The sequence below is a fragment of the Sutcliffiella horikoshii genome (assembly GCF_020524325.1).
Classification (GTDB): domain Bacteria; phylum Bacillota; class Bacilli; order Bacillales; family Bacillaceae_I; genus Sutcliffiella_A; species Sutcliffiella_A horikoshii_D.
Map to the genome: position 1 here is coordinate 602,063 of NZ_JAIVKY010000007.1, position 16,968 is coordinate 619,030.

Sequence of the window (16,968 nt, forward strand, 5' to 3'; positions counted from 1 at the left end):
GAACATTTATGAAACTAGGCGTATTTACCGTCCTTTTTGCAAATAAATCTTTCACAGAAATGCTTGATTATGTAAAAGCGGCAGGGTTGGATGCAGTGGAAATCGGTACTGGTTGCTATCCTGGAAACAATCATTGTCCTTTGGATACCCTTTTAGAAGACGAAGGGGCGCGCAATGCTTATATGGAGGAAATCCATTCCCGCGGTTTACAAATCAGTGCATTCAGCTGCCATGGTAATCCAATTTCACCAGATGAAGCTTTTGCAAAAGAATCGCATGAAACATTACTAAAAACGATTGATCTTGCTGCATTAACTGGGGTAGAAGTAGTGAACTGCTTCTCAGGCGTTCCTGGTGACAGCGAAACAGCAAAAGCACCAAACTGGCCTGTTGCACCATGGCCAAATGAATATGGCGACGTTCTTACATGGCAATGGGAAACAAAGCTTGTGCCTTACTGGAAGGAAGTAGGGAAGTACGCGGAAGAGCGTAATATTAAAATCGGACTTGAACTGCACGGCGGATTCTTGGTACATACGCCACACACGATGCTGAAACTTCGTGAGTTAACGTCCCCTGCAATTGGCGCAAACTTAGATCCAAGTCATCTTTGGTGGCAAGGAATTGATCCTGTTGCAGCAATCAAAATTTTAGGAAAAGCTGGCGCTATCCATCATTTCCATGCAAAAGACACATACATCGATCAGGATAATGTGAACATGTACGGCTTGACGGACATGCAGCCATATGGCGAAGTGCAAACTCGTGCATGGAGCTTCCGTTCTGTGGGATGCGGCCATAGTGTCCAAGAGTGGTCAGATATGATGAGCGCATTGCGTACGTACGGGTACGATTATGTAGTCAGCATCGAGCACGAAGACCCAATCATGTCGATTGAAGAGGGCTTTGCGCGTGCGGTGACGAACCTACAATCTGTATTGATTAAAGAGCAACCTGCTGAAATGTGGTGGGTTTAAGGATATCTAAAACAGCAACCAAGGTTCTTGGTTGCTTGTTTTTATAAAATTGGAGGCGGATGAGGATGAAACATAAAATTGCAGCACAGCTTTATACAGTGCGTGATCTATTGGAAAAGGATTTTATCGGAGTACTTAAAGAGCTAAAAGAAATGGGCTATGCAGGAGTGGAAATGGCAGGACTTTACGGCCATGATGCAAAAGAAATCGCGGCTGCTCTCAACGAATTAGAGCTCTCCGTTGCAGGTATGCATGTAGGATTGGATCGATTACGCAACGAGCTTCCGACCGTGTTAGATGAAGCAGAGCTATTCGGGACAAAGCACCTTGTTATGCCATATGTGGTTGAAGAAGACCGTACGGAGGAATATTATGTTTCTTTGAAGGCTGAGTTGAATGAGCTTGCTGCTGTCTTGAAGAAAGACGGTTACACGATTAGTTATCATAACCATGATTTCGAGTTTCATAAAGAAATTGACGGCAAGGTAGTCCTAGAATATTTACTAGAGCCTAGTGATAAAAACTTGCTGTATGCCGAGCTAGATGTTTATTGGGTAACCAAAGCAGGTCGTGATGTTCTGGAATTCTTGTCACCGTTAACTGGCCGTGTTCCAACGTTACATATGAAAGATATGGCTGCAGGTGAGGAAGGAAGCTTTGCAGAGGTAGGTACAGGAGTCATTGACTTTGAACCGGTAGTGCGTTGGGGAGAAGAGAACGGCGTGAAGTGGTACATCGTTGAGCAGGATGTATGTCCTGGGAATCCATTGGACAGTTTGCGTGTCAGTATTGGGAATTTGCAGGGGATGATGGAGAAAATTTAATTGTTTGTTGGACAGGTGGCCTCCGGGAGAAGGGGGGCTGCCTGTTTTTTTGTGGTTTTGGGAAATCGGCACCAACTTGATGGGTTTTAGCACGAACTCAAGGTGTTTCGGCACGAACTCAGGGCGTTTTAGCACGAACTCCCCTTGTTCCGCACGAACTCTGTTAAATCACAGTAAAAATGCCCAGATACCGTGCTCTTATGAAGAGTAAGGGACCTGGACAGCTCTCTAAATCCATTATTTGAATTTAACCACTAAATGATCATCAATTTTCCCATGTTTCTTAGAAGTAATTAAAACTTTTGAAGAATCAACCTTTTCCACATGATAATCAGCGTTCTCCAGTACAACCCTGTCTGTTTCCAAGAGAATGACATCCCTCTTTTGTGTCAGTCGGAAGGCAATGGAATCATCGATAACCTCCATAATTTCAGCAGTAGAATAAACTACTTTTACTCCAGGTTTCTCCAAGGATACATTCATAGGTAGCATCACGCCATCTTTACTTTGTAATGTAAAATTGCGTCCGTCTAGCAATTTGCTTCCGTTTAAACAAATCTGAATTTCCTTCTCAAATCCATCCAAATTCAAAAGATGAATAAAACGCTCATCGCCATTAGATACAGATGTCGAGAAAATGCCATGGTACTCACAATCATGAGTAAGACCTGCAGTAGCACCAAGTCGCTCCAATGAAGTTTTAAAAAGATCGATATCGCAACGATAAGCCGTAGCAAGCACAATCGCACGTCCTTCTCCAACCTTCGTATCAAACCCACACACATCATCCAATTCCGTCACACGCATGATGGCTTCGGCATTCGAACCAAGTTCAAATGTTTGTGTAAAATAAGTGCGAATTTCAGGACGCTCTGAAGCCCAGCCGTCTGCAGTCAAGGACATGAATCGCCCGTGTTCATTGAATGTTACACCCAAAGGCTTCACGCCAAGCGCATCAGCTAAAACAGAAAAAGGTTTTCCTTCCATATCAAAGGTCGGAACCTCGCCGTATAACAGAATTCCTCCACCATGCTGCAAATACTCAACCAATTTCAGCTGGACGTCTCTGTCCATATAACGGGCAGATGGCAGTACAAGTGCCTTGGTCACTTTCGGATCCAATTCTTTATTTTGTACATCTACGGAACTGAATCTGTAGCTTGCAAGCAACATCGCACGAGCAACAATCTCCCAGGCACCTGCACCGCGATGCATCGTGATATTATCGACAATCTCCCGCATTTTCGCACTATCAGGATAGCGATATTCCGTCATGTAATAGTCCGGGATAAACGCGAAAGCCACAGAGTCTCGGTCCTCATCCATTGCTGCCAGCTTGTTCCCTACTGCCATCATCGTTTTGATGGAACGGGCCATGCGAGGGAAGGTGTAGTTGAGTTTACCCTCTGGATTGACCGGCGCTGCAAATCCGTGACGCTCTCCAGTGGAAGCAATACGTCCATTTCCGTCGCCTGCTGCTTCATCCATATTATAGTTGTAGCCGCCGGTAAACAGGTAATAGTTAATAAGACGATTTCCTTGTGCGACACACATTCTTGTTTTAAAATCGGCGGCAGAAACATCATAACGACCGCCATATGTCTCCCCGAAATTGCCGTCGCCACAGTTGAACTCGACGCTAGTCAAAGGCTGATCAGGATTATGCACTGCATCCATAAACCCATTGATCAAGTAAAGATCTTGGAATGATTCCATATCTAGATCCCCAAAATAGATGTCAGACCCGGACAAGTATCCATCTCCCTGTGTGTAGGACTCGTAAAGCTGAGAGATACCGATCGGATATGTCAAACCACGGCCTCCGCCTGTTCCATGAATATTGACGATGAATGGAACATCTTTCACACCGAATTCTTCGGCATACTCGCGCAAAATAGCGACATAACGGGCAAAGCGGTCTCTCATGTAATGGCCAAGGTCGCGCATCAATTCAGCTGCATACTCCTCTTTTGGAGAGCGGATGCCAGTGATTCTTTCAGTTGCATCCTGCAGGTTAAATGGATAACGCTGCTTTAGCTCTGCTTCTTCGTAATTATCTTGTAACCAGATAACAAAGTCCTCCAACAGGTGCTCAGTCAGATCAGGACAGTTGCTGACCCAAGATAACATACCAATTTCATTATCAAGCTGTACCCCAATAATATTCCCGCCGTTTGTATGCAAACGTGGAGCGATGACTGCCATTACTGCCTCATACCACTTTTTTGTTTCTTTCAAGAAGTTTGGAGCCAGGTAATCGAGTGTTGGTGTAGTTGCTGCATTGCCATCCCAACCGACTGGGACAACTTCTGGGTGCTTCTCAGATACCCAATGAGGTATCCCTTCATTTTTCATTTCTGCCATAATGAACGGGCCTGGTCTGGCAAAAAAGTATAGATCATTTTCGGCACAAAGGTCGATAAATGCACCTAAGTCCAATTCCGGTCGAGTTTGGCCATCTAAATCTACCTGTCCTTCCACCGGCTCATGACAAAGCCAAGGGATATATGTAGCAACGGCATTGCAACCTGCATCTTTCAGTTTATTGATGCGATCTTGCCAATCTTTTCGTTCTAAACGGTAATAATGTATTTCTCCGCACATAATAAGTGCGGGTTTTCCATCTATAAGTATCTGTTTATTTTTAATTTCAATCATGTCTCTCCATCCCCTTAAAGTAAAATAGAAAAGCGCTTACAAAATACTTTAAATCGAAACGTTTCGCTAAATGATATACTAGAATAATCCTACCACAAATACATGATTGTTGAAACGATTTTATTTACTGATGGTTCCTTAAATAATGGTATAGAAGAGATAAAGCAACTCCATTCTATATAATAAGGAAGTAATAGAATTAAAATTTAAAGGGTTGACAATATACCCTGAGGGGTATAATATATGAGCATAGACATTGTTACTACATCATTTTCAACAGGAGGTGCATGTCTGCTATGGAATACACAAACCAAATGAAGAATCGATTGAAACGTGCCGAAGGGCAAATCAGGGGAGTTCTTCATATGATGGAGCAAGGTGAAGATTGTCGAGATGTGGTATCTCAATTAAATGCCGCAACTACTGCAATTGAACGTGCCATTGGCGTTATCGTAAGTACAAACTTGGAGCAATGCGTTCGAGAAAATGTACTAAAAGGTGAAGAGACTAGTGAAATGGTGCAACAAGCGGTTGATCTTCTGATTAAAAGCAGATAGTAAAAAAAGTACTTGATAATATACCCTAAGTGGTATATTATAGAGTTACCGATACCCACTAGGGTATTAGCATAGAGGGTTGCATTTTATTTTTTTGCATATCATTATACCCCTAAGGGTATTTAGAACTACCCACTATTTTTTTAAAGTAAAATATACCCTACCAGGTATAAAGATATAAACCATATTTTTTTAACTTACAATATACCCCCAGGGGTAAAAAATAGGAGGAATTACACATGAATGTAAACAAAGTATTAGACGCAAAAGGATTAGCTTGCCCAATGCCATTGGTGAAAACGAAGAAAGCATTAAATGAAGTGAACAGCGGTGAGATTTTAGAGGTTATCACTACAGATAAAGGTGCAAAAACTGACCTTACTGCATGGTGTAAAGCAACTGGAAACGAGTTATTGGACATGAAAGAAGAAAACGACGTATTTACTTTCTATATTAAAAAAGCGTAACGACAGATATAACAATAACCAAAAGGAGAGGATCTTTTCATGGAAAAGAAAAAAACAACGATTGTACTTTTCAGCGGTGATTATGACAAAGCGATGGCAGCTTATATTATTGCAAACGGTGCTGCAGCATATGATCACGAGGTAACAATTTTTCACACATTCTGGGGCTTAAATGCACTTCGTAAAGAGGAGCTTGTTCCAGTCAAAAAGAACTTTATTGAAAAAATGTTCGGCAAAATGATGCCACGCGGAGCGAACAAGTTGCCATTATCTACGATGAACATGGCTGGTATGGGTCCGAAAATGATTAAAGGCATCATGAAAAAGCATAACGTTCAATCTTTACCAAGCTTAATTGAAATGGCAAAAGAACAGGATGTTAAACTAGTAGGCTGCCAAATGACGGTTGACTTACTTGGCTTGAAGCACGAAGAAATGATCGACGGAATTGAGTACGCAGGGGTTGGCGCATATTTAGGCGATGCTTCTGAAGGTAATGTTAACTTATTCATCTAAAAGGAGTGTGGCTTGATGGAGTTTCTTCCTTATATTTTAATGGGGCTGGCAGTGGTCTTTTTAATCAGCAGAATGAAGCCGACTGCCGGTGTCCGTCAGATAACAACGGCTGAATTAAAACAGGAATTAAACGATAAGAACAAACAGTTCATTGATGTTCGTACACCGATGGAATACAAAGGGAATCACATTCGACAGTTTCAGAATATCCCCTTGAACACCATTGGAAACAGCATGAATAAACTTTCTAAAGATAAAGAGACTATTGTCATTTGTCAAAGCGGTATGCGCAGTAATGCAGCCGTGAAGCAATTGAAGAAAGCAGGATTTACGAAGCTTGCTAATGTAAAAGGTGGCATGAATGCCTGGTAATTTTTAATTAGAAAAGGAGCTGTCAAACATGAAAGAGATTACACCACAGGAATTAGAAGCAAAGCTTGCTGCAGGTGAGCAGGTATCGATCATTGATGTACGGGAAGCAGAGGAAGTAGCTGCAGGAAAGATCCCACAAGCGGTGAACATCCCGTTAAGTTTATTAGAGTTCCGTACGCAAGATATTGATAAGTCTAAAACACATTTCATGGTCTGTCGTTCAGGTGGAAGAAGTGGAAAGGCCTCCATGTTCTTGGCAGCCCAAGGTTTTGACGTCATCAATATGGTTGGCGGAATGCTTGAGTGGGAAGGTAACGTTGAATAAATATTTTTCATAAAAGGAGATGACCTACTGATGAATGTAAACTTGACTGTAGATGCACAAGGATTGGCATGTCCAATGCCAATCGTACGTACGAAAAAGGCGATCGACCAGATTGAATCTGGAGAAGTTTTGGAAGTAGTAGCAACCGATAAAGGTTCAAAAGCGGATATTAAAGCATGGGCAGATAAAATCGGCCATCAATATTTAGGTACATTAGAAGAAGGCGATGTGCTGAAGCATTATATCCGTAAAGCAAGATCAGAAGAGGAAAAAGAAGAACAAACCTATCCTCATGTTGCAACGAACGAAGAGTTGGCTGCTAAGTTAGAAGAGGAAATTACGGTATTGGATGTTCGTGAACCAGCCGAATATGCATTCGGACACATTCCTGGTGCAGTTTCCGTTCCATTAGGTGATTTAGAAGGTGGAATTGCTGAATTAGACAAAGAAAAAGAAACGTATGTTATTTGCCGTACAGGAAGCCGTAGTGATATGGCTGCACAAAAATTAACAGAACTAGGTTTTACAAAAGTAAAGAATGTTGTCCCAGGAATGAGCAAGTGGGAAGGTCCAACAGCTTAAGGATTTAAATTTTTTTAAAATAAATTATACCATAGGGGGTATTTATTCATGTTAAACGCAATGACTTCAAAAGATGTAACGAAAAAGATTTTGGCTAATGAATCATTATTTATTTTAGATGTGCGAAACGAAGATGCATTTGCTGATTGGAAAATTGAAGGCGCATCTGTTGAGCATAAGAATGTACCTTACTTTGAATTGATGGATGGCGTAGAAGAAATCTTAGGCCAAATTCCATCTGAAAATGTATTGGTTGTATGTGCAAAAGAAGGCTCTTCTATTTTTGTTGGTGAGATGTTAGTAGAAGCTGGCGTGAAAAATGTTTCTTACTTGCAAGGCGGAATGAAGGCTTGGAGTGAGTATTTGGAGCCAGTTAAGGTAGCAGATCTAACAGATGGCGGTACATTGTGGCAGTTCGTTCGTATCGGAAAAGGCTGCTTAAGTTACCTTGTTGAATCTGATGGTTCTGCAATGATCATTGATTCTACACGTATGGTGGATCAATACATTTCATTTGCTGAAACTAAAGGATTGAAAGTGGTACATGTGGCTGACACACACTTACACGCAGACCACATTTCCGGTGGACGCATGCTTCGTGAAGCAACGAATGCGACGTACTGGTTACCTCCAAAGGATGCAGAAGAAGTAACATTTGATTATGCAGCTTTGGAAGATGGAGTCGAAATCACAGTTGGTACAACAAAGGTTGCTGTACAGGCAATCTACTCACCTGGTCACACAATCGGAAGTACATCATTTGTCGTGGATAACCGTTTCTTGTTAAGTGGTGACATCCTATTCGTAGAATCAATCGGCCGTCCGGACCTTGCTGGAAAAGCAGAAGACTGGGTAGCAGATCTTCGCGAAACACTTTACTCTCGCTACAAAGAGTTGTCTGATGATCTTGTTGTGTTACCAGCTCACTTCGGTACAATGTCCGAGGTAGGCGAAGGTGGCCTAGTGGCAGCACGTTTAGGAGACTTGTTTAAAAACAATGCAGGCCTAAACATTGAAGACGAAGCGGAATTCCGCAAACTCGTTTCCGAAAACCTGCCACCACAACCAAACGCATACCAAGAAATCCGCCAACTAAACATGGGCAAAATTAACCCAACCGAAGACGAACAACGCGACATGGAAATCGGCCCAAACCGTTGCGCGGTGCATGGGTAAAAAATAATTGTGAAGAGGGGTCAGACCCTCAAAGGAATTTCGCCCTTCGTGTCGAAGGGCGGAAAAATATTTAAAAAAGTTCAGAAGAGGGGTCAGACCCCTCTAGGAGTTTTGGCATTTGTGTCGAAACCCCCTCAACCTAGAAGGAGGGATGCTTTATGGAATTTGATGTTATGTGGCTTGTAGCTTTGTTTGCGATAGGTTTCATCGGTTCGTTTGTGTCGGGGATGGTTGGTATCGGAGGTTCGATTATTAAGTATCCGATGTTATTATATATCCCGCCGATGCTTGGTCTTACTGCGCTCACAGCGCATGAGGTTTCCGGTGTCAGTGCGGTGCAGGTGTTTTTCGCCACCATTTCAGGTGTATGGGCCTACCGCAAAGGCGGCTATTTGAATAAAGACCTTATTATATATATGGGAGTAAGTATCCTGATTGGTAGTTTTATCGGAGGATATGGATCTCGCCTTATGAGCGCAGACTGTATTAACATGGTTTACGGTATTCTTGCACTTATAGCTGTTATTATGATGGTCGTTCCCAAAAAAGGCATTGATAACATACCGTTAGATCAAGTTACCTTTAATAAGGCGTTGGCTGCTGTCCTGGCGTTCATCGTTGGTATCGGCTCCGGTATTGTCGGAGCGGCAGGGGCATTCTTGCTCGTCCCTATCATGCTTGTTGTATTAAAGATTCCTACACGTATGACCATCGCATCTTCACTTGCAATCACCTTTATCTCTTCTATAGGTAGTACCGTAGGAAAGATTACGACTGGCCAGGTGCTATTGGTACCAGCAATTGTCATGGTCATCGCGAGCATCATCGCGGCCCCAATTGGTGCAAAACTTGGACAGAAGATGAATACGAAAGTGTTGCAGTGGATTTTGGCATTACTGATATTAGCAACTACGATTAAGATATGGTTGGATATAATCTAATAATGTCTTAACTTTAGTGTATTCGAGACAAAGATGAAAACTCCTGTCGGGGTCTGACCCCGACAGGAGTTTTTTTCTACACCAAATTCCTCCAATACAGCTGATTGCTCATGTATAATAAAACAAACGACTTAAAAAGAAGGTTGCCTTGGTATGCTTGATACTTTGATGTTTTTCTACGTAGTCGTACCGCTTGTCCACCTGATTCATGAGGCAGGTCATGTGAGTATGGCAAAACTTCATAAGGTGAAAAAAACGGAGATTGGGATCGGCATAGGACCTAAGATTGTGGACTTTCATTTAAAGGGTACTCAGATTAGGATCAACATTATTCCGTTTTTGGGAGGGTACTCTAGTAATGATCTGACAAGGGAGTTATCCCACAAAGAGATTGTCTGGATTTCCTTTGGCGGGCCACTCTTTAACATAATATCAATCTTATTGGTTCTTCCTTTTTGGACCCCATTTGAATTTTCTTTTTCTGCCTTGTTTGTCTATTTCAGCCTTTGGATTGGTAGCGTGAATCTTATTCCATTTAAATGGGGAGAAAAATGTTCGGACGGATGGCAGATTGCGTCTTCACTAATCAAACTAGTAAAAAACGGATAGATTGGGAGTGTAATAATGAACTATTTTATCGTAACAGGCTCTTCCAAAGGACTTGGAGAAGCCACAGCTAAATTACTACTAAAAGAAAACCATCATCTGATTTGTATCGCCAGAAGTGAAAATAAGGACCTGGAACTCGCTGCAAAAGAGAGTGGAGCAGAATTTACTTTTTTACAAGAGGATTTAAGCAAGCATGAACGAGTAACTGGAATTGTGCAATATCTTCTATCTAAAATTGAAGAAGACGTTCAGGCAGAAGGTGTATATCTAATCAATAACGCCGGTATGGTCGATCCGATTAAGCCTGCGGGGAAAGCGGACGAAACCTCCATGACAAAGGCAGTTCACCTAAATCTCCTTACACCGATGCTGATGACCAATGAGTTTATCCGGCTTACTGAAGAGTGGGATTGCAAAAAGGTAATCGTCAATATTAGCTCTGGTGCTGCCAACCGCCCGATTCATGGATGGAACACTTACTGCACGACAAAGGCTGGACTCGATATGTTTACAAAATCGGTAGGGGTAGAGCAAAGCCAAGCTGCACATCCGACGACCATTCTTTCTTTTTCTCCCGGAATTATGGACACAGAAATGCAAGGAATCATTCGCAGCTCTGATGAAAAAGACTTCAGTAATGTTGAGACTTTCAAGAACTATCATGAAGAAGGCCAATTAAGAAGTCCGTCTTTTGTGGCTGAGAAAATGTTAGATCTCATATTCTCAAGTACGGTTGAAAACGGAAGAGTCTATGATATAAAGGAATTTATTTAAGAAGCGCACTTATCGGTGTGCTTTTTCAATAAAAAGAGCTGGCACACATTAAGTGCCAGCTCCCACATTATTATTCTTCACCTAAAAATACTTTCTCAATATCATCCAACATAAGGTTTGCTGCAAGTACGCCACCAGCTGTGTTCCATACAGCGTCACTTACTTCATGTACATTTCCCGCCTTCGCAACCTCAAGGTTATTAAACAATGGATCCTCTAACCACTCATCCTTGATCTTTGTTGCTTCTCCGTCACCAGTCTCAAAAGAGAAGTGGAAAAGGACGTCTCCGTCCATCGCAGGGATTCTTTCTTTTGTTGCATTTTTTTCAGCAAAGTCATCAACATCCTGAGATTCCGGACGAGCAAATCCAAGTTGATCTAGAATGATTCCAGAGAAGGAATCTTTATGGTAGATACGAACATCTCCAGCTGTGAAGCGGACGATAGAAACTTCTTGCTCTTTCTTTTCACCAAGTTGTTCGCTCATCTCAGCTACACGTGCATCAAAGTCGGACATTACTTTTTGACCTTCATCTTCTTTGTTCAATGCTTTTGCGTAAAGCTTAAAGTTCTCTTTCCAGTCACCTTTTAACGTTTCAGCAAAAACTGTTGGTGCAATTGCATTTAGTTGCTCATATACATCTTCTTGACGCAGCTTGTTACCAATGATCAAGTCCGGCTTAAGTGCCGCAATCGCTTCTAAGTTTACCGCGCTTTCAGTACCAACAACTTCTACGCCTTCCATGTCAGACTTGATATGGTCATACCAAGTGTCGCCTAACCAAGATTGAACAGCCCCGACAGGTTTTACACCCATTGCAAGCAATGCTTCTGTACCTTCGTTTGTAAGAATAACTACTTTTTCTGGTGTTCCTTCAATTTTAGCCGTACCCATTGCATGCTCTACTTCATAAGAAGTATCTTCCGTTGGAGTATCACCTGAAGCATCTTCTTCTTGCCCAGCATTCTTGCTATTGTTGCCAGAGCAAGCCGCTAAAACAAGTGAAGTGACTAAAGTAAGTAAAAATAAAGAAAAAATCTTTTTGTTTTTCAACATAATATGTAGCCCCCGTATACTAATGATAATGATTTTCATTCACAAGATAAATAGTACTCCGGATGAGAATGATTGTCAATACTTTCATGAGAATGATTTTCAAAGTCATTGACACTTCCTTTTAATTCTCCTAAACTTATATGTAGATAAAAAGATATATAGATTGAAGGTACACATTATGCTACTTCGTAAAAAAACTCACAAAGTATTTGGATTGATAATCGGGTTTCTTCTATTATCATTTAGCTTTGTGGCAAGCATCATATATGGATATACAGATACTAGCTTTTCACTCGCAATCGAGGCATTCCGCAACTTCGACGGTTCAAATGAACATATCATTGTTCAATCGGTTCGTCTGCCGAGGGCAATTATTGCAGCAGTGGTTGGAGGAAGCTTGGCGATTGCAGGACTTTGGATGCAGGCGTTGACCAAAAATCCTTTGGCATCGCCTGGGATTTTCGGAATTAACGCGGGAGCTAGCTTTTTTGTGGTAGTCGCGGTTTCCTTCTTTTCTGTTTCATCTCTACAAACATACACTTGGCTTGCTTTTGCGGGTGCAGCACTTGCTGCGTTTGCGGTTTATTTTATCGGATCACTTGGGCGTGAGGGGCTGACTCCTATGAAGCTAACCCTTGCCGGTGCGGCGTTTGCAGCTATGTTTTCTTCTCTCACACAGGGGTTGCTCGTTGTGAATGAGACTGCTCTTGATCAAGTGCTTTTCTGGTTGGCAGGTTCTGTTCAGGGCAGAAGTCTTGATATGGTTTATGCCGTTCTTCCTTATATTGCAGTTGCATGGTTTGCTTCCTTTTTTATTGGAAGGAAGATTAACTTGCTTGCAATGGGAGATGACGTTGCAACAAGTCTTGGTGTGAAAATCGGCCTACTAAAAATAACGGCCGCGATCATTATCATCTTGCTAGCAGGAGGATCGGTTGCGATAGCGGGACCAATTGTTTTCATCGGAATAGTTATTCCGCATGTTGCGAGATATCTAGTCGGTAACGACCATCGCTGGCTGGCACCCTACTGCGGGATATTAGGTGGTATTCTCTTGTTAGTAGCGGATATTGGAGCTCGCTATGTGATTATGCCGCAAGAGGTCCCTGTAGGTGTCATGACGGCTGTAATTGGAACTCCATTCTTTATTTATATTGCGAGAAGGGGGTTCCATGGAAAATGAAGAACTATAAAACGTTTCGACTTGGAAAAGGTCGGTTATCCTTCTTTATGGATAAAAAAGCGATACTTACTATTTTTGGTTTAGCACTCGCAGTCATCACTTTGTTTATTTTAAGTACAGGTATGGGGGATATGAAAATCTCTCCATGGAATGTTTTAAAAGTATTCTTCGGCCAAGGGGACTCGATGGAAACGCTCGTTGTCCAATCCTTCCGTCTGCCGAGAATTATCATCGCTTTACTTGTCGGAATTTCGCTAGCGGTTGCCGGGGCCATTTTACAGGGCATAATTCGGAATCCGCTCGCATCTCCTGATATTATAGGATTGACTGGCGGGGCTTCAACAGCGGTTGTCCTGTTTCTCGCTCTTTTCAGTGACAGCAACAGCTCACTAATTGTCAGCATTCAGTGGCTGCCATTAAGTGCATTTGTCGGAGCGACAGCCATCGCGATACTTGTATACTCGCTTGCGTGGAAAAACGGATTATCACCAATCAGGCTTGTTTTGATTGGAATAGGGATTTCCACATTGATGCAGGCTTTAACAACATTATTTATGATACTTGGTCCAATTTATCGTGCAAGCCAAGCGAACATTTGGATTACCGGAACTGTGTATGGCTCAAACTGGAGTCATGTGAAAATTTTATTACCTTGGACTGTCTTACTTGTTATTGTAAGTATAATGGCAGTAAGGCAATTGAATATACAAGAACTTGGAGATGAAGTGGCAACAGGAGTAGGCGGTGCGGTCAATAAACACCGAATGGGCTTGCTTTTCCTGAGTACAGCTCTGACAGGTGGGGCAGTTGCATTTGCTGGAGGAATTGGATTTGTTGGTCTAATGGCTCCTCATATCGCGCGCAGACTTGTTGGCTCCTCTTTTGGAGTGCTGATCCCCACATCCGCATTTATCGGAGCCTTTCTTGTCATGCTGGCTGATTTAATTGGCAGAACCTTGTTTTCGCCACTAGAAATTCCGGCAGGCGTATTTACCGCATCAATTGGAGCACCATATTTTATTTATCTACTTTATAAAACGAGAAATTCTTAACGAGAGGTGGAAGTAACATGAATGCTTTAGAAACCCAGTCACTAACTTTATCATACGGTGAATCCATCATTATAGAGGAATTAGATCTGCAAATCCCTAAAGGGGAGATTACGGTCTTTATCGGTGGAAATGGCTGTGGAAAATCCACCTTGCTTCGTTCGCTTGCTCGTTTATTAAAGCCAAGACAAGGAAATGTGCTCCTGGAAGGTAAGGCTATATCCGGCCAATCCACAAAAGAAATCGCCAAGCAACTTGCCATCCTTCCACAGGGACCAACTGCACCAGAGGGGTTATCCGTGCTTCAACTGGTAAAACAAGGCCGTTATCCTTATCAATCATGGTTAAAGCAATGGTCGGAACATGATGAAAAAGTAGTCTGGGATTCGCTTCGTGCAACAGGTATGGAGGAATTTGCAGAAAGAACGGTCGACTCCCTATCTGGTGGGCAGCGCCAGCGTGCATGGATTGCGATGACGCTTGCACAAGAAACGGATGTCATCTTATTGGATGAACCGACAACCTATTTAGATCTTACCCATCAAATTGAAATTCTCGACCTTCTATTTGAGTTGAATGAAAAGGAAAACCGTACGATCATCATGGTTCTTCATGATCTTAACCTTGCTTGCCGCTATGCTCATCATTTAGTTGCCATCCGAGATAAGCAGATTTATGCACAAGGCAAACCAGAAGAAGTAATCAACTGCGATCTTGTCAAAAATGTGTTTGACATGAATTGCCAAGTAACAACAGATCCACTGTTTGGGACACCTTTATGCATCCCGCATGGTCGCGGCAGATGCTTGGTTCCTAATCTCGAAGGGCTAAGAGCATGATGAGTACGCTCACTAAACAGGAATTTCGTTTTCTTGAAGAGAGTTGTCGTTTTATAGCAGGGGAGGCAGAGGTAGAGGATACTATCTCTCTTTATTCACTTATTCATGACGGAACGGAAGAATATTTGATGAAGGTTAAGGCTGCATTGGGTACAGACGAAATGGATGTTGCGGCATCCCTTCTCATGAAGAGATTGGGATTTCTCGCGGTAAACTGTTTGCTCTCCATGACGGCATTTAATAAAACGTTAAAAGTGGACCCAGCCAACATTTGGATTGATTCTTATGTGGAAAATGATGTGTGGTTGCCGAAGCTTCGTTACACAGAGGTGCAAGCGGTGGAGGTCACGGGTTTTGAAACGCGTGAGGAATGGAGAGTTCAGCATTTTAATGATCTTTTCAACGGAGTGTTTTATCTGCTGATTCAACGTATGTCCAAAGAGGCAAAGGTATCCCGCCAGACATTATGGGAAAATGTAGTGCTTTATATCTACTGGATGTATGAGTCCATTCTTCCTAACCAAGAGTTGCATGCACCATATCAAGAAGAAGATTTTATAAGCTTGCTTGAGGCGGATCCAGTGCTGTTTGGAATGAAAAGAAATCCAGTAGCAACGTTTTATAAACCGAAAACCTTCGTAGAACTGCACCAAGCTGAAATGAGAATGCGAACTACCTGCTGCTACTATTATAAAACCAACAGTGAAGGAGCCCGATGCTCTACCTGTCCATTGAATTGTAATGTGTGATTGACTTCACTATAATGGAACAAAAGCTTGAGGGGAGGTTCGACTGATGAATGAAAAGCTCAATCAGCAACTGGACGGTCTGTTAGAAAAGTACACGGAGCTTCTTTTAGGAGAAGCGACAGAAGAGCACAAGGAAAATGTGAAAGCATGGGTGCTCTATACATATATCGCAAAATCAATGCCACCACTTGTTAAGCATTGGAATGAGCAATACCCAGACGCAAAGCAAGATATGATGGCACTTATTAAGGAAATAAAAGAATTAAATGACGCCCACCGTGCAAAAAGCGCGAAATAAAAAAGAGCCTTGGATTGCAAGCTTGCAAATCAGGGCTCTATAAATTTTGAGGTGCGAGTTAAACTCGGCTTTGTCCTGATATCCATTGTCAAACAGATATATCCATTGCAAAAGGCAACTTATCCATTGTAAATTCAATATATCCATTCTAAGAAACCATTTTTCCATTAAAGCCATTTTCAATATTTATTTACAGAGATCTTCTTCTTCACTAACCCCGCGAGAACACCTATAACGAACTTCCGCCTTCTCTACATACCAATAGTCATTTTCTTTCAACATCGTGAGCTTTATATCGCTGCCCCCAACAGAATCATCGCGCATTCCATAACTCATGATATACCCCTCTGCTATTACATCATCCTTAACATCAATCCTTGTGTTAATTTCCCACACATCCATACCAAGTCCACTGCTTAATCCTACGTCCAACATCCATGCATTCAATAGCAACCCAGGAGCATCCCAAGTTTGATTGGCACTACCCAAAGCTTGGTCATATTCGCCATCCCACTCCCGCCAATTTGTAACGCCTTTCTCCCAGCCGTTCTCTTTTGCTAGCGAATCATCTATCAAGTAATCCCAAAGTTGTGCATCAACATCTCTCCATAGAAGAGGGACTTGAACTTTAGGAATTGTGATGAATTCTCCAGTTTCCTCTTCCGCAGGTTGTTGGGAAAGCGTTTCTATCTCTATTTCTTTCTCTTCTAGTTGCGCATAAGCTTCCGCTATTTCGTTTTCCAACTTTGTAACTTTTTCTTGATGCATATCCGTATTAGAACAACCACTAAATAATACTCCTACCAAAAGTAATGTGACTACACGTTTCACATATTTCCCCCCTAGAAACATGAATATTTTGTTTAATTTTACCACAAATAAATGGAATAATTTTCATTTGTTTAAAAGTTTCGGGTTTCGGATGATATGCTCAAGGGTAGAGGGGAAGATACGAATTAGAAAAATACCTTAAAAAACAAAAAAGCAACGAAAGAAGCGGCAATTCTCTGCTTCA

20 protein-coding genes are annotated in these 16,968 nt (G+C 42.1%); 17 read left to right on the forward strand and 3 right to left on the reverse strand.

The window, feature by feature from the left end:
• The first annotated feature begins 8 nt into the window (after window positions 1-8).
• Together LC091_RS11715 and LC091_RS11720 are read left to right on the forward strand one after the other, a co-directional pair.
• Window positions 9-977, forward strand: coding sequence for a sugar phosphate isomerase/epimerase family protein (locus LC091_RS11715; RefSeq protein WP_226682206.1), 969 nt, complete (start codon window positions 9-11; stop codon window positions 975-977).
• A gap of 65 nt (window positions 978-1,042) precedes the next feature.
• The gene (locus tag LC091_RS11720) at window positions 1,043-1,801 is read left to right on the forward strand and encodes a sugar phosphate isomerase/epimerase family protein (RefSeq protein ID WP_226682208.1); all 759 of its coding nucleotides are present in this window, start codon (window positions 1,043-1,045) and stop codon (window positions 1,799-1,801) included.
• Between the two features lie 237 nt (window positions 1,802-2,038).
• Here the strand turns inward: LC091_RS11720 and LC091_RS11725 are convergent, their stop codons facing one another.
• Complete coding sequence (locus LC091_RS11725) at window positions 2,039-4,459, reverse strand: beta-galactosidase (RefSeq protein ID WP_226682209.1); 2,421 nt, start codon at window positions 4,457-4,459, stop codon at window positions 2,039-2,041.
• A gap of 296 nt (window positions 4,460-4,755) precedes the next feature.
• On the opposite strand from LC091_RS11725, the gene LC091_RS11730 reads away from it, so the two are divergent.
• The 10 genes from LC091_RS11730 to LC091_RS11775 all read left to right on the forward strand — a co-directional run bounded on the left by LC091_RS11730 (window position 4,756) and on the right by LC091_RS11775 (window position 10,778).
• Window positions 4,756-5,016 (forward strand): metal-sensitive transcriptional regulator, encoded by a 261-nt coding sequence (locus tag LC091_RS11730; RefSeq protein WP_010196754.1) that lies wholly within the window; start codon window positions 4,756-4,758, stop codon window positions 5,014-5,016.
• Window positions 5,017-5,255: 239 nt separating this feature from the next.
• Window positions 5,256-5,483 carry a sulfurtransferase TusA family protein gene (locus LC091_RS11735; protein ID WP_226682211.1) on the forward strand — a complete coding sequence of 76 codons (228 nt, stop codon included), beginning with the start codon at window positions 5,256-5,258 and terminating at the stop codon, window positions 5,481-5,483.
• Window positions 5,484-5,522: 39 nt separating this feature from the next.
• Entirely contained in the window at window positions 5,523-5,999 is a 477-nt protein-coding gene (locus LC091_RS11740) for a DsrE/DsrF/DrsH-like family protein (RefSeq protein WP_010196750.1), read from the forward strand.
• A gap of 15 nt (window positions 6,000-6,014) precedes the next feature.
• On the forward strand, window positions 6,015-6,371 hold the full coding sequence (locus LC091_RS11745) for a rhodanese-like domain-containing protein (protein ID WP_226682409.1): 357 nt from the start codon (window positions 6,015-6,017) through the stop codon (window positions 6,369-6,371).
• A gap of 28 nt (window positions 6,372-6,399) precedes the next feature.
• Window positions 6,400-6,696 carry a rhodanese-like domain-containing protein gene (locus LC091_RS11750; protein WP_064098870.1) on the forward strand — a complete coding sequence of 99 codons (297 nt, stop codon included), beginning with the start codon at window positions 6,400-6,402 and terminating at the stop codon, window positions 6,694-6,696.
• Window positions 6,697-6,726: 30 nt separating this feature from the next.
• Window positions 6,727-7,278 carry a sulfurtransferase TusA family protein gene (locus LC091_RS11755; RefSeq protein WP_404819681.1) on the forward strand — a complete coding sequence of 184 codons (552 nt, stop codon included), beginning with the start codon at window positions 6,727-6,729 and terminating at the stop codon, window positions 7,276-7,278.
• Between the two features lie 48 nt (window positions 7,279-7,326).
• Entirely contained in the window at window positions 7,327-8,454 is a 1,128-nt protein-coding gene (locus LC091_RS11760) for an MBL fold metallo-hydrolase (protein ID WP_226682213.1), read from the forward strand.
• A gap of 158 nt (window positions 8,455-8,612) precedes the next feature.
• On the forward strand, window positions 8,613-9,395 hold the full coding sequence (locus tag LC091_RS11765) for a sulfite exporter TauE/SafE family protein (protein ID WP_226682214.1): 783 nt from the start codon (window positions 8,613-8,615) through the stop codon (window positions 9,393-9,395).
• Between the two features lie 153 nt (window positions 9,396-9,548).
• Window positions 9,549-10,004, forward strand: a complete 456-nt coding sequence (locus LC091_RS11770; protein WP_226682216.1) for a site-2 protease family protein — start codon at window positions 9,549-9,551, stop codon at window positions 10,002-10,004.
• 15 nt (window positions 10,005-10,019) lie between these two features.
• Window positions 10,020-10,778, forward strand: a complete 759-nt coding sequence (locus tag LC091_RS11775) for a (S)-benzoin forming benzil reductase (RefSeq protein ID WP_226682217.1) — start codon at window positions 10,020-10,022, stop codon at window positions 10,776-10,778.
• Window positions 10,779-10,848: 70 nt separating this feature from the next.
• Here LC091_RS11775 and LC091_RS11780 read toward each other — a convergent pair whose 3' ends face one another.
• A complete protein-coding gene (locus LC091_RS11780; RefSeq protein ID WP_226682219.1) occupies window positions 10,849-11,835 on the reverse strand; it encodes an ABC transporter substrate-binding protein in 987 nt (328 codons plus the stop codon).
• A 178-nt stretch (window positions 11,836-12,013) separates the two neighbouring features.
• Between LC091_RS11780 and LC091_RS11785 the strand changes: the two genes are divergently transcribed.
• Genes LC091_RS11785 through LC091_RS11805 form a run of 5 tightly spaced genes read left to right on the forward strand, consistent with a single transcriptional unit; the run spans window position 12,014 to window position 15,953 of the window.
• Window positions 12,014-13,018, forward strand: a complete 1,005-nt coding sequence (locus LC091_RS11785) for a FecCD family ABC transporter permease (RefSeq protein ID WP_226682221.1) — start codon at window positions 12,014-12,016, stop codon at window positions 13,016-13,018.
• Window positions 13,015-14,070, forward strand: a complete 1,056-nt coding sequence (locus tag LC091_RS11790) for a FecCD family ABC transporter permease (RefSeq protein WP_226682222.1) — start codon at window positions 13,015-13,017, stop codon at window positions 14,068-14,070. The genes LC091_RS11785 and LC091_RS11790 overlap by 4 nt, the downstream gene beginning before the upstream one ends.
• A 17-nt stretch (window positions 14,071-14,087) precedes the next feature.
• A complete protein-coding gene (locus LC091_RS11795; protein ID WP_226682224.1) occupies window positions 14,088-14,906 on the forward strand; it encodes an ABC transporter ATP-binding protein in 819 nt (272 codons plus the stop codon).
• Window positions 14,903-15,655 carry an IucA/IucC family C-terminal-domain containing protein gene (locus LC091_RS11800; protein ID WP_226682225.1) on the forward strand — a complete coding sequence of 251 codons (753 nt, stop codon included), beginning with the start codon at window positions 14,903-14,905 and terminating at the stop codon, window positions 15,653-15,655. Before LC091_RS11795 ends, LC091_RS11800 begins: the two co-directional genes overlap by 4 nt.
• A 46-nt stretch (window positions 15,656-15,701) precedes the next feature.
• Complete coding sequence (locus tag LC091_RS11805; RefSeq protein ID WP_226682227.1) at window positions 15,702-15,953, forward strand: YusU family protein; 252 nt, start codon at window positions 15,702-15,704, stop codon at window positions 15,951-15,953.
• Window positions 15,954-16,139: 186 nt separating this feature from the next.
• On the opposite strand, the gene LC091_RS11810 is transcribed toward LC091_RS11805, so the two are convergent.
• Window positions 16,140-16,784, reverse strand: a complete 645-nt coding sequence (locus LC091_RS11810; protein ID WP_226682228.1) for a hypothetical protein — start codon at window positions 16,782-16,784, stop codon at window positions 16,140-16,142.
• Window positions 16,785-16,968: the final 184 nt, after the last annotated feature.